This window comes from Leucobacter allii (assembly GCF_022919155.1).
Lineage (GTDB): Bacteria > Actinomycetota > Actinomycetes > Actinomycetales > Microbacteriaceae > Leucobacter > Leucobacter allii.
In genome coordinates, this window is record NZ_CP095045.1 from 3,243,812 (window position 1) to 3,255,680 (window position 11,869).

Sequence of the window (11,869 nt, forward strand, 5' to 3'; positions counted from 1 at the left end):
GGGTGCCGTGCTAGCCGTGCAGGATGACGGTCTTCACCTCCGTCATCTCCTCGACGGTCGAGCGGATGCCCTCCTTGCCGTAACCGCTCGCCTTGAAGCCCCCGTAGGGCATGAGATCGGCGCGCCACAGCGGCGTCCACCCGAGATGGACGCTGCCCGCGTCGATCTCGCGCATCGCGCGCACGCCCTCGGCGAGGGTGCCGCCGAAGACCCCGGCGGCGAGCCCGTATGGGGTGCCGTTCGCGGCGTCGATCGCGGCGTCGAAGGAATCTACCGCGGTGACGGCGACGGCGGGGCCGAAGAGCTCCTCCTGCGCGAGCGGGTGCCGGGTGTCGACCCCGGTCACGATCGCGGGCGAGACGAAGGCCCCGTCGCGCTCCCCGCCGGTGAGGAGCCGCGCACCGTCCGCGACGGCGCGCGAGATGCTGCGCTCGACCCGCTCCGCCTCGCGGCGGGCGATGAGCGGGCCGAGCGCGGTGCCCTCCGCGAAGGGGTCGCCCATGCGGATCGCCTCGACCTTCGGCTGCAGCGCGGCGAGGAAGTCGGCTTCGACGGCGCGGTGCACCACGACGCGCTGCACGGAGATGCAGACCTGCCCGGCATTGGCGTAGCCGCCGGCGGCGACGGCGCTCGCCGCGCGCTCGATATCCGCGCCCGGGAGGACGAGCGTGGGCGAGGACGCGCCGAGCTCGAGGGAGAGCTTCTTGATGCCGGCGAGCGCCGAGATCCGCTCCCCCACACCCGTGGAGCCGGTGAAGGAGATCTTCCGCACGCGCGGATCCTGCACGAGCGCGTCCCCGAGGACCCCGCCGGAGCCCGTGAGCACCGAGAGCACGCCCGCGGGCAGGCCGGCCTCCTCGAAGACGCGCGCCAGGGCGATCGCCGTGAGCGGGGTGGCGCTCGCCGGCTTGAGGACGACCGCGTTGCCCGAGGCGAGGGCCGGGCCGACCTTGTGCAGCACGAGCAGCGCGGGGTAGTTGAAGGGGGTGATGGCGACGACGACCCCCACGGGCTGACGGAGCGTGAACCCCACCTTGTCCTGTCCCGTGCCGGGGTTCGCGTCGACCGGGAGGCTGTCGCCGTAGAGCTGCGTCCCCTCGTGGGCCGCGAGACGGATGATCGCGCCCGAGCGCCGCGCCTCACCGAGCGCCTCGGCGAGCGGCTTGCCGTTCTCGGCGGAGATCGTCGCCGCGAGCTCCGCCGAACGCGCCTCGGCGAGCTCCGCGGCGCGGAGCAGGATCGCGGCGCGCTCGTGGGCCGGGGTGCGCCGCCAGCGCGCGGCGCCCCGCACGGCGGCTGCGACCGCGGCGTCGGCGTCGACGGCGGTCGCGACGGCCACCTCGCCGACCACGGATCCGTCGAAGGGGGATCGGATCTCGGCGCGCCCGCCGTCCGAGGCCTCGCGCCAGGCGCCGTCGATGAGCAGGCCGTGGCGGCCGAAGCCCCGCCGCTGCGCGCCGCCGTCCGGCGCCGCGCGCTCGCGCCGCGCCTCCCGGTCGATCCGTTCGTCTCGATCGCGCTCCTCGTGCATGCGCCGCCCCTTTCGCCGTTGATTTGGACCGGTCCAAATTGTATGCACATGTGCGTCGCGAGGTCAAGGGCGCCGCCGGGGGCAGTCTGCCCGGCGCGCTTGCCCGCTCGCGCGTGGCACGATGGTCTCGTGACCCCCCGAGACGATGCGCCGACCCGGGCGTCCGGCGCGGGCCGGGACGCGGGCTCGCGCCCGGACGCCAGCTCGGGCCCGGACGCCGGCTCGGGCCGTCCGACCATGCGAGACGTCGCCGAACGGGTCGGGCTCTCCCGCCAGCTCGTCTCGATCGTGCTGCGGGGCGCGCCGGGCGCGAGCGAGGCGTCGCGGGAGCGGATCCTCGCGGCGGCGCGCGAACTCGGCTACCACCCCGACGACTCCGCCCGGATGCTCCGCCGGCGGCGCAGCGGGCAGATCGGCGTGCTGTTCACCATGCGACAGCCCTTCGAGCTCGACGTCGTCGACGCGCTCTATCGCAGCGCCGCCGCGCGCGGCTACACGCTCGCCCTCGGCGCGATCGGCACGAGCCGCCCGCAGGAGGCCGCGCTCGCCGAGCTCATGCGGCAGCGGATCGAGGCGCTCATCGCGCTCGACGCCGAAGGCGCGGGCGGGATCGGTGCCGAGCGCCTCTCCGGCCTGCCCGGTGGGATTCCGGCGCTGCTCCTCGGCGGGCCGACCTCGGACGAGCCGCACGATCGCGTCGGCGTCGAGAACGCCGCGGGGATCGCCCTCGCGGTCGACCATCTCGCCCGCCTCGGCCACGAGCGCATCGCATACGTCGGGCCGGAGACGGGCCCGAACGCCGCCGAGCGCATCTCCGGCTACCGCGCCGCGATGCACGAGCGCGGACTGCGGGACCGCATCGTCCCGAGCGACTACACCGAGGCGGGCGGGTACCGCGCGGCGGCATCGCTGCTGGACGAGGGGCTCGGCGGCGCCGTCGCCGGCGCTTCCGGCCGGACGTCCGCCGCGCCGACCGCGCTGGTGTGCAACAACGACCACTGCGCGATCGGGGTGCTGCAGACTCTCGTGCGCGCCGGGGTGCGCGTCCCGGAGGACGTCTCCGTGATCGGATTCGACGACAGCACGGCCGCCGCGCTCCCCTTCGTGCGGCTGACGAGCGTGCGGCCCGATCCCGAGCGCCTGGCCGAGCTCGCGATCGCCGCGGTGCACGCGCGGCTCGAGGCCCCCGGCGCGCCGCCGTCCGTCGCGCTCGTCGCGCCGACCCTCGCCGTGCGCGAGAGCACGGCGGCGCCCAGACGCTAGGCCGCCCGCTCCGCACGCGCCGGGCTCAGCGCGATCGCGCCCGCGACGAGGGGGCCGACGCCGGGCAGCAGGAGCACGAGCGCGAGCGGCGCGGGCGCCCCCGCGTCCCGGAAGCGGCGCCAGTTGAGGGCGAGCACCGGCAGCGCGAAGACGAGCCCGAGGAGGACGGCCACGCCGGTGCCGAGCACCACGAGCGGCGCCCCCTCCGCGCCTCGCAGCACCCCGACGATCACGATCGCGCACGGGAGGAGCTGCAGCAGCGCGAGCAGCAGCACGGCCCACCAGTATTCGCGGCGCGAGGCCCGGCCGGCGAACCTCGCGTAGCCCGCGAGGAGGCGGCGAGCCGCCTCGGGCAGGTCCGCCGCGGGCGCCGGTTCGACCAGCGCCGGCACCGGGCGACCGTCGTGCGGGTCGAGCCCGATCCTGACGGCACCGGGGTCCTCGGCCGGCCCGGGCGCCGCGACGGTCTGCTCGTGCGGCGCCTCCCTCCGGGTCGCGTGACGCGGGGTCGTCGCTGCGCTGCTCATGGTCTGCCTCGTCCTTCCGTCGCGGGCGATGGATGCGATCCGCATCCCGGGAGGGGCACCGGAATCCGATCCGGGAGTGCTCCATCACGGGGAACGGGCGCAGCCCCGAATCGTGACGCGCGCTTCGCGAATTCGCCCGCCCGGGCGAGCCGCCCCGGGCCGCGCGATCGGCTTGACCCTGCCCCGCAGGGGAGGGTTTAGCGTGGACGGCATGGAGACTCGGATGCGCATCGGCGAGCTGGCCGCCCGGGCCGGGGTGACGGTGAAGGCCGTCCGCTACTACGAGCGGCTCGGGCTCATCTCGGCGCCGCGGGAGCCGAACGGCTACCGCACCTTCGGGGAGGATCAGCTGCGCGCGGTGCAGGAGGTGCGGGAGCTCGGAGCACTCGGGATCGCGCCCTCCCGCGCCAGGCCCTTCCTCGACTGCCTCGAAGCCGGGCATGCGCACGGAGACGAGTGCGTGAGCTCCCTCGCCGTGTATCGCGACGCGATCGCGGAGCTGGATCGGACGATCGCGGAGCTCGCGCGGCGGCGCACGGCCCTGCAGCAACGGCTCGAGGCCGGCGCCGGACAGGCGGGTGCCGAGCATGCCGGTGCCGGACAGGCGGACGACCGCAGCGCCCCCGACGACACCGCACTGCCCGATTACACGGTGCTGCCAGACGGACTCCCCGTGCCCGCCGACGACGGCGCCGCGGATCACCTGCCCGGGCTGCGCCTGCCCGCGCTGCGACTGCCGACGAGCGACGGCGGCACCGTCGATTTCAGCGCGCTCGGCCCCGGGCGCACGGTCGTCTATCTCTATCCCCTCACCGGCCGACCGGGGACGGATCTGCCGGAGGGCTGGGATGCGATCCCCGGCGCCCGCGGCTGTTCCACCGAGGCATGCGACTTCCGCGACCACTTCGCGCAGCTGCAGGACGCGGGCGCCGCGCGCGTGTTCGGCATGTCGAGCCAGGATCCCGCGTACCAGGCGGAGGTGGTCGCACGGTTGCGGCTGCCGTTCCCGATGATCTCCGACGAGGGCTTCGCGCTCGCCGAGGCGCTCGGGCTGCCCGTGTTCCCGGCATCGGGGCACGCGCGACTGCACGCGCGACTCACCCTGATCGTGGTCGACGGGACGATCGAGCACGTCTTCTTCCCCATCTTCCCGCCCAATACCCACGCGCAGCAGGTGCTCGCGTGGCTCGAGGCCCACCCGAGAACGGAAACCGACGCATGACCACGCACCGACCCCCGGCCGGCGGAGCGCCGCGCCCGCGCTTCAGCTCGACCTTCATCTTCGAGACGGGCGATCTCACCCCGGAGTTCCACCGCATCGACGACGAGATCGCTGCGCGCGCACGGCGGATCCCGGGCTTCCTCGGGGAGGAGGCCTGGCACAACACGGAGACCGGCTTGCACGCCGAGGTCTACTACTGGGCGAGCATGGAGGCGCTGCAGGAGCTCGTCGGCATGGACACCCATCGCCTGGCGAAGGGACGGCACACGGAATGGCTCGGCCGATACCGGGTGGTCATCGCGGAGGTGCAGAGCGTCTACGGGGATCCGCTGCTCGGACGGGAGCATCGCCCGGGCGCTGCGGCTCAGGCGGAGCCGGGCACATGAACCGCGCATTCGCGGGCCTGAGCGCCTTCCCGCTCACCCCGTTCTCCGGAGACCGCCCCGACGCGCGGGCCTTCGCCGGTCTCGTCGAGCGGCTCGTGACGGCGGGGGTCGACTCCGTGACGGCGCTCGGCTCGACGGGCTCGTACGCGTATCTCGACGCCGCCGAGCGCGCGGAGATCGCTCGGCTGACCGTGCGGCATGCCGACGGCACTCCCGTGATCGTCGGGATCGGGGCGCTGCGCACCTCGTGGGTGCTCGAGCACGCGGCCCGGGCCGAGGATGCGGGCGCCCAGGGAGTGCTGCTCGCGCCGATGAGCTACCAGCCGCTCACCGAGGACGAGGTGTTCGAGCTGTACCGTGCGGTGTGCGAGCGGACCGGTCTGCCGGTCGTCGTCTACGACAATCCGGGCACGACGCGCTTCGCGTTCACCCCGGCCCTGTACGGCAGGATCGCCGAGCTGCCCCGGATCACCGGGATCAAGATCCCCGGCACCGCGCTGCTGGAGGACCCCGGCGGGGCGTCGGACGCGGCAGCGGGGGACGGCAGGAGCGGCATCGACGGTCTCGACAGCACCGCCCGTCTCGACAGCACCGCCCGTCTCGACGGTGCCGTCGCTCGGCTCCGCGGGATCCGCGCCGAGCTGCCGGAGGCGGTCGCGGTCGGCGTGTCTGGGGATGCACTGGCGGCGACCGGGCTGCTCGCCGGCTGCGAGACCTGGTACTCGGTGATCGGCGGGACGCTGCCGAGGCTCGCCCTCCGGATCGCTCGGACGGCCGGGAGCGAGGACGCGGAGGCGACGCTGGCCGCATCGGAGACGTTCGAGCCGCTCTGGGCGCTCTTCGCCGAGTGCGGCAGCCTGCGGGTCGTCGCGGCGATCGCCGAGCGCCTCGATCTCGTCGAGGGCGGCTGCCTGCCGCTCCCGCTGCGCGACATCGACACCGCGCAGCGGGAGCGTCTCGACCGCTTCCTCAGCGGGATCGACCCCGAGCTGCTGCGCTGACGGCTCAGAAAGGCAGGGCGCCGTCGTCGGGCGGGGCGCCGTCGTGGGGTGCTGCGCCGTCGTGGGGCGGTCCTCCGCCCGGGTCGGGGCCGGTCGACCGTCGGCGCTCGCGCGCGGCGCCGCGCGGTGTCGGACTGTCCGGTCTCGAGTCACCCGGCCTCGAGTCACCTGGTCTCGCGCCGTCCGGTCTTGAGCCGTCCGGGCTCGCGTCAGGCGGTCTCGCGCCATCCGGTCTCGCGTCAGCCGATGCCGGGCAGGCGGCGCCGCCAGCGGGCTGTGAACCGGTCCTGACGCCGGTAGGGGCATCAGTGTCGACCGGCATGAACCGGACCCGGCTCCCGGGCTGATCCACGTGCTGCCGGCCGAGGGGGCTCGTCCAGGTGAACACTCCGGCGCCGTCCTGACGGACCGTCCACGCGGTCGCGTGCTTCATCGTGTGGTGCCTGCGGCACAGGTGCCCGAGGTTCGCGCTCGTCGTCGGCCCGCCGAGGGCCGCGTCGACGGTGTGGTCGATGTCGCAGCGGCGCAGGACGGCGCGGCAGCCGGGGAAACGGCACCGGAGATCCCTGGCCCCGAGAAAGCGGCGCAACTGCGCCGAGGGGCGGTAGCGGTCCACCGAGATCACGTCTCCCGTGGACGACTCGACCTCGACCCGGTCCCACGCGCCGGCCTCTGCGGCGAGCGCCAGTGCGCCGGCGTCGTCGATCGGCCCGAACCCCTCGAGCGTCGCGGGGCCGTCGTGTCCCGGCACGCCGATCGCCGGGGCGGCCGATCCCGGGTCGTCAGGCGCACTCGGCCGGAACCGGGACACGGGAATCACCACCTGCACCCGCGCCGCGATCCCCGAGACGTCCTCAGCTGCGGCGTCGCCGCGGCCGCATATGCCGTCGGTCGCGGCCGCCCCGACGCGGGTGAGCGCGGCGCCCAGGAGCAGGTCCGTGAACACGTCGGCGCGGAGCTCGTCCATGCTCCGCCGATCGCTCCGGGCCGTGGACGCGTCGGACGAGGCAGCGGGAGCGGGTGCCGCCGCGTGGGTCGGCGCGGGGCCGTCGGATGCGACGCCGACGTCGGATTGGGCCGCGCGAGCGAGTGCCGTCCCGCGGAGGTGGTGAGCGATGCGGTCGAGCCGGTCCTTGATGCCTGCGGCCTGGACGGCGGGCAGATGCGCGATGAGGTCGGCCATGCCGTCCTCCCCGGGGACGACGACCACCCGGCGGCTCGCGCACGCCTCGGCGTGACGCTCGTCGAGGGTGCGCTCGGCGAAGCGCTCCGCGAGTTCGGCGGCCACCGGGCGCAGGCGGCCGGCCGTTTCCGTCTCCGCGCAGGCGAGCGCTGCCTCCTCGTAGGCGGGGCGGGCACGATCATCGTTCACCATCGCGCCGGCGTCGGCGATGACGTTCGCGTGCGCAAGCGACACGCGCCCCGCGGAGAGCGCCGCATACACCGCGGGGTAGGCCTCGACGAGCCTCGCCGCCCGCCCCGACTTCGCCGCGATCGCCCGATCCGATTCACGGACGGCCGCGCCGATCTCGGAGTGCACCATGCGATGAGCCATCTCGCGGTCCCTGGCGGCGCCCGCCGTCGCGATCCCCTCGGCGATCGTCTCCCCCGCCTGCAGCAGGAGCAGCTCGGCGGCCTGCAGCGCGGCGAGCTGGGCGCGAACCGCCCGCACCCCCGAGACCACCGCGGCCAGCGCGTCGAGCGCTTCGCGAGGCGGGTCGTGCAGGAGGTTCGTCATGCTCGCAGTGTCGCACGGACCTCCGACATCGGCGGACCGCAGACCGGCAGGAAACCGCGGCGATCGCCCGGCGACTGTAGACCGGTCGCCGGAGCAGCCGAACGGCAGAACGGCAGAACGGCAGAACGGCCGAACGGCCGAACGGCCGGGGATCGGTGCGGGAAGTTCGCGGCTCGCGCTTACCGCCGGGCAATGTCGCCGAATGAGGATGGTCGACGAGCACCGCTCGTTCTCGCACCGGCACAGGAGGCATCATGGCAACCGGCATCCCCGATTCCGATCAGACCCCGGCGGGTCCCGCCTACGAGGGGCGGCTGCTCGACCGACCCGAGGAGGAGGTCGTCGACCAAGGGGTCCGCTTCGACATGCGCACGCTGCTCGGCCGTCGCGCCCTCATCGGTGCCGGCCTGCTCGGCGTCGGCGCCGTCGTGCTGACGGCCTGCACCGGGGGAGGCGGCTCGGGGAGTTCCGCAGGATCCGCCGGGACGAGCTCCGCCGCCGGCGAGATCCCCGACGAGACCGCCGGCCCCTACCCCGGTGACGGGTCGAACGGCCCCGACGTCCTCGACGAGACGGGGATCGTCCGACGAGACATCCGCTCCAGCATCGGGGCCGACGACCCCGTCGACGGGATCCCGCTCGAATTCACCCTCAGGATCTCGGATATGCAGCACGGCGACGCGGCGTTCGCCGGTGTGGCCGTGTACGCCTGGCACTGCGACGCCCAGGGCCGCTACTCGCTCTATTCCGAGGGCGTCGAGGACGAATCCTGGCTCCGCGGCGTGCAGGTGGCCGACTCGGCGGGCGAGGTGACGTTCATCTCGGTGATGCCCGGCTGCTACACCGGCCGCTGGACCCACATCCACTTCGAGGTGTACCCGGACGTCGACGCCATCACCGATGCGTCGAACGCCATCGCGACCTCTCAGCTGGCGATCCCCGAGGATGTGCTCGCCGATGTGTACGCGCAGAACGCCTACGCGGGATCGGCCGAGAACCTCGCGCGGATCACCCTGGCCTCCGACAACGTGTTCGGCGACGACGGCGCGGAGCTGCAGCTCGCCACCGTCTCAGGCGATACTGCGAACGGCTATCGCGCCGAGCTCGACGTGCGCATCGACACCGCGACGACCCCGACGGCGGGTGCGGCGCCGGCCGGCGACCCGGACTCCGGCGGCGGCTCGGGCTCGGGCGGCGGCCCGGGATCGGACGCCGGCGGCGCCGCCGGAGGGCCGGGCGGCGAACCGCCGAGCGGCGCCCCGGGTACCGGCGGCGCGTAACCCGAGGACCTCTGCTGCATCATTACCGCGGACTAGGTTTCTCAGCGATATGATCGAGATGAATTCGTCATTTGCCATAGGAGCCTCAATGTCGGTAGATATCTCTGAACGACTCGCCAGCCTTGCAGGAAAAATCGAGCAGCAGCGATCTTCGATCGAGACCGAGGAAGCCACGAAGAACGCCTTCGTGATGCCCTTCATCTCACTCGTCCTCGGGTATGACGTATTCAATCCCAATGAGGTCGTCCCCGAGTTCACCGCTGATGTCGGGACGAAAAAGGGTGAGAAGATCGACTATGCGATCGTGAAGGACGACGAAGTACAGATCCTCATCGAGTGCAAGCACATCGGGGCGCCGTTGAACATCAAACATGCGTCCCAGCTCTTCCGGTACTTCGCGGTGGCGAATGCCCGAATCGCCGTGCTGACGAACGGTGACGAGTATCAGTTCTTCACCGACCTCGATGCCCCAAACCGGATGGATGAGAAGCCCTTCCTCGTCGTGCAGATCACCGACCTGGATGCCGCCCATGTTCCGGAACTCCGGAAGCTCACCAAGGACGTCTTCGACCTTGATTCGATCATCAGCGCTGCCGAAGAGCTCAAGTACGTCGGGGAGTTGAAGCGCGTTCTCGCCGCGCAGTTCGTCTCGCCGGATGTCGAATGGGTGAAGTTCTTGACCGGTCGCGTCTACGAAGGCGCGTTCACCCAGAAGGTGCGCGACCAGTTCACGGCACTCGTCAGCAAGGCCGCGAAGCAGTTCCTGAATGATCGCATCAATGATCGTCTGAAGGCCGCCCTGGGAGGCCAGGTCGTGGCTCCGGATAACACCACGGTTTCCTCATCCGAAGCGAGCGAGCACGTGGCTGAGGCCTCCGTGGAGGCCGCCGATCGCAAAGACGGCATCGATACCACTCTTGAGGAGATCGAGGCGTTTCAAATCGTGCGCGCGATCGCGTGCAGCGAGGTTGCACCGTCACGCATCGCACAGCGAGACAACAAGTCATACTTCGGCATCTTGCTGGACGACAACAACCGCCGCCCTATCGCTCGGCTCTGGTTCAACACGTCCCAGAAGTACATCGGGCTCTTCGATGCCGAGAAGAACGAAACGCGGGAGCCGATCGAGACCCTCGACGAGATCTACAAGTTTGCCGACCGTATCCGTGAGACGGTGCACTACTACGACTGAGTCCCCTCACGCCGGATACGGCCGCTCCGCGAGCAGGCCGGCCAGGTGCGCGGCGTTCGCCGCGGCCGTCGCGGCCGCGGCGGCGACGGCGTCGGGCGTCGAGGGCAGCTCGCGGTAGTCCGTTCGCTGCATCGCCTCCCCGTTCCAGTAGACCGACGCCTGGGCGGGGATCGTGTATCCGACGTCCCCGAGCGTCTGCGCGAGCACGGCGGCGATGTGGTGCGCACCGTCCTCGTTGCCGACGATCACGGGGATCGCGACCTTGTCGAAGAGCGTCGGACGACCGTCCGCGTCCGTGGCGGAGAGTTCCGCATCGAGACGCTCGAGCACCCGCTGGGCGACGCTCGAGTGCTGGCCGAGCCAGGTCGGCGTCACGAAGACGAGGATGTCGGCGTCGAGCACCTGGCGACGCAGCTCGGGCCAGGCGTCCCCCTCGCCCATATCGTCCTGCACCCCGGGGAGGATCCTCCGGTCCACGGCGCGGATGCGCTCGGCGGTCACCCCGCGCCGCGCGAGCTCGGCGAGCACGAGACCTCCGAGCTCGTCCCCGCTCGAGGGCTCCGGCGAGGGCTTGAGGGTGCAGTTGATCATCAGTGCGGTCAGCGACGTATCCATGGCCCCACGCTAGGCAGCGCACCGCGGCGAGGGGAGGGGGTTCCGCTTCGCGGCTCGACCCGCTAGGGCGAGGACGACACCCCGCTAGGGCGAGGACGACACCCCGCTCGGGAGAGGACGGCACCCCGCTCGGGAGACGACAGCACCCCGCTCGGGAGGGGCGGACACGGGCGCCGCTGCTTCCGGCGCGGGATCCGGATCCCCTCGCGCCTCATCCGCGACCGCGATCCGGTAGCGTGACGGGTGACCCGCGCATCGCGGGATCGGCGATCCGAGGAGCCCCATGACCGAGCCCGCGCCCCAGACGACCCCCGGGACGCCCGCGTCCGCCGCGCCGCGTCCGCTCGCCCTCGTCACGGGGGCCTCCTCGGGGATCGGGCGGGCGACCGCCGTGGGGCTCGCGACCGACGGCTTCGACGTGATCGTGCACTACGGCGGGAACCGGGAGGGCGCCGAACGGACCGCCGAGCTCGCGGACGAGGCGGGCGCCGCGACGGCGCTGCTGCCGATCGATCTCGAGGGTCTGGACGACGCGGCGGGATTCTGGGACGCGGTGACCGCGGTGGCGGCCGAGCGTTTCGGGGCCCGCCAGCTCGACGCTCTCGTGAGCAACGCCGGCGTCGACCTCCGGCGTCCCTTCGCGGAGTACATGCACGCCGAGGTGGTGCGGCTCTTCCAGGTGAACGCCATCGCCCCGCTCCACATTCTGCAGGGCGTCGCCGCGGGCGTCCGCCCCGGCGGCAGCGTGGTCGCGATCTCCTCGGTCGCGGCGACCCAGCCCCTCGCCACCTCGCTGCCCTACGGCGCCACGAAGGCGGCCCTCGATCATCTCGTGCGCGCGACCGCCGCGCTCGTGGCGGAGCAGGGCATCCGCGTCAACGCGGTCTCCCCCGGCGCCGTCGACACCCCCCTGCAGCAGCCGGAGCGCATCGCGCTGCTCAGGGAGCGCGGCATCGCCGCCTCCCCCGAGGAGATCGCCGACGTGGTCCGCACGCTCGTCTCCCCCGCGACCCGGTGGGTGACGGGACAGGTCATCGACGCGACCGGGCGTCCGCTGCGCTGAGACGGCGGGCCGCGACGGCGAAACGGCGGGCCACGACGGTAAGACCGCGGG

11 protein-coding genes are annotated in these 11,869 nt (G+C 72.8%); 7 read left to right on the forward strand and 4 right to left on the reverse strand.

The annotated features are described in order from the left end of the window. Positions 1–10: 10 nt before the first annotated feature. Positions 11–1,531, reverse strand: coding sequence for an aldehyde dehydrogenase family protein (locus tag MUN78_RS14995; RefSeq protein WP_244727511.1), 1,521 nt, complete (start codon positions 1,529–1,531; stop codon positions 11–13). A gap of 129 nt (positions 1,532–1,660) precedes the next feature. On the opposite strand from MUN78_RS14995, the gene MUN78_RS15000 reads away from it, so the two are divergent. Next, positions 1,661–2,794 (forward strand): LacI family DNA-binding transcriptional regulator, encoded by a 1,134-nt coding sequence (locus tag MUN78_RS15000; protein ID WP_244727513.1) that lies wholly within the window; start codon positions 1,661–1,663, stop codon positions 2,792–2,794. Here MUN78_RS15000 and MUN78_RS15005 read toward each other — a convergent pair. Then, positions 2,791–3,321, reverse strand: coding sequence for a DUF805 domain-containing protein (locus MUN78_RS15005; RefSeq protein WP_244727515.1), 531 nt, complete (start codon positions 3,319–3,321; stop codon positions 2,791–2,793). The two genes, MUN78_RS15000 and MUN78_RS15005, sit on opposite strands and share 4 nt — an antisense overlap. 211 nt (positions 3,322–3,532) lie before the next feature. On the opposite strand from MUN78_RS15005, the gene MUN78_RS15010 reads away from it, so the two are divergent. Genes MUN78_RS15010 through MUN78_RS15020 form a run of 3 tightly spaced genes read left to right on the forward strand, consistent with a single transcriptional unit; the run spans position 3,533 to position 5,930 of the window. Further along, complete coding sequence (locus MUN78_RS15010; protein ID WP_244727517.1) at positions 3,533–4,543, forward strand: redoxin family protein; 1,011 nt, start codon at positions 3,533–3,535, stop codon at positions 4,541–4,543. Beyond that, a complete protein-coding gene (locus MUN78_RS15015; protein WP_244727519.1) occupies positions 4,540–4,929 on the forward strand; it encodes an antibiotic biosynthesis monooxygenase family protein in 390 nt (129 codons plus the stop codon). Before MUN78_RS15010 ends, MUN78_RS15015 begins: the two co-directional genes overlap by 4 nt. Beyond that, the gene (locus MUN78_RS15020; protein ID WP_244727521.1) at positions 4,926–5,930 is read left to right on the forward strand and encodes a dihydrodipicolinate synthase family protein; all 1,005 of its coding nucleotides are present in this window, start codon (positions 4,926–4,928) and stop codon (positions 5,928–5,930) included. Before MUN78_RS15015 ends, MUN78_RS15020 begins: the two co-directional genes overlap by 4 nt. A 4-nt stretch (positions 5,931–5,934) precedes the next feature. Here MUN78_RS15020 and MUN78_RS15025 read toward each other — a convergent pair whose 3' ends face one another. Then, positions 5,935–7,668: an HNH endonuclease signature motif containing protein gene (locus tag MUN78_RS15025; protein ID WP_244727523.1), complete on the reverse strand. Its 1,734-nt coding sequence runs from the start codon at positions 7,666–7,668 to the stop codon at positions 5,935–5,937. 254 nt (positions 7,669–7,922) lie between these two features. Between MUN78_RS15025 and MUN78_RS15030 the strand changes: the two genes are divergently transcribed. Both MUN78_RS15030 and MUN78_RS15035 read left to right on the forward strand, forming a co-directional pair. Next, on the forward strand, positions 7,923–8,948 hold the full coding sequence (locus tag MUN78_RS15030; RefSeq protein ID WP_244727525.1) for a dioxygenase family protein: 1,026 nt from the start codon (positions 7,923–7,925) through the stop codon (positions 8,946–8,948). A gap of 88 nt (positions 8,949–9,036) precedes the next feature. Further along, positions 9,037–10,140, forward strand: a complete 1,104-nt coding sequence (locus MUN78_RS15035) for a type I restriction endonuclease (protein WP_244727527.1) — start codon at positions 9,037–9,039, stop codon at positions 10,138–10,140. A 6-nt stretch (positions 10,141–10,146) separates the two neighbouring features. Here MUN78_RS15035 and MUN78_RS15040 read toward each other — a convergent pair whose 3' ends face one another. Next, complete coding sequence (locus MUN78_RS15040; RefSeq protein WP_244727529.1) at positions 10,147–10,755, reverse strand: flavodoxin family protein; 609 nt, start codon at positions 10,753–10,755, stop codon at positions 10,147–10,149. A gap of 283 nt (positions 10,756–11,038) precedes the next feature. Between MUN78_RS15040 and MUN78_RS15045 the strand changes: the two genes are divergently transcribed. After that, on the forward strand, positions 11,039–11,818 hold the full coding sequence (locus MUN78_RS15045; RefSeq protein ID WP_244727530.1) for an SDR family NAD(P)-dependent oxidoreductase: 780 nt from the start codon (positions 11,039–11,041) through the stop codon (positions 11,816–11,818). Positions 11,819–11,869 lie beyond the last annotated feature (51 nt).

What these genes read in the sequence shown, in the direction of transcription:
- MUN78_RS15035 (WP_244727527.1), top strand. Translation starts at nt 9,037, where the DNA reads ATGTCGGTAGATATCTCTGAACGACTCGCCAGCCTTGCAGGAAAAATC.
- MUN78_RS14995 (WP_244727511.1), bottom strand. Translation starts at nt 1,531, where the DNA reads ATGCACGAGGAGCGCGATCGAGACGAACGGATCGACCGGGAGGCGCGG.
- MUN78_RS15005 (WP_244727515.1), bottom strand. Translation starts at nt 3,321, where the DNA reads ATGAGCAGCGCAGCGACGACCCCGCGTCACGCGACCCGGAGGGAGGCG.
- MUN78_RS15015 (WP_244727519.1), top strand. Translation starts at nt 4,540, where the DNA reads ATGACCACGCACCGACCCCCGGCCGGCGGAGCGCCGCGCCCGCGCTTC.
- MUN78_RS15040 (WP_244727529.1), bottom strand. Translation starts at nt 10,755, where the DNA reads ATGGATACGTCGCTGACCGCACTGATGATCAACTGCACCCTCAAGCCC.
- MUN78_RS15025 (WP_244727523.1), bottom strand. Translation starts at nt 7,668, where the DNA reads ATGACGAACCTCCTGCACGACCCGCCTCGCGAAGCGCTCGACGCGCTG.
- MUN78_RS15010 (WP_244727517.1), top strand. Translation starts at nt 3,533, where the DNA reads ATGGAGACTCGGATGCGCATCGGCGAGCTGGCCGCCCGGGCCGGGGTG.
- MUN78_RS15030 (WP_244727525.1), top strand. Translation starts at nt 7,923, where the DNA reads ATGGCAACCGGCATCCCCGATTCCGATCAGACCCCGGCGGGTCCCGCC.
- MUN78_RS15020 (WP_244727521.1), top strand. Translation starts at nt 4,926, where the DNA reads ATGAACCGCGCATTCGCGGGCCTGAGCGCCTTCCCGCTCACCCCGTTC.
- MUN78_RS15045 (WP_244727530.1), top strand. Translation starts at nt 11,039, where the DNA reads ATGACCGAGCCCGCGCCCCAGACGACCCCCGGGACGCCCGCGTCCGCC.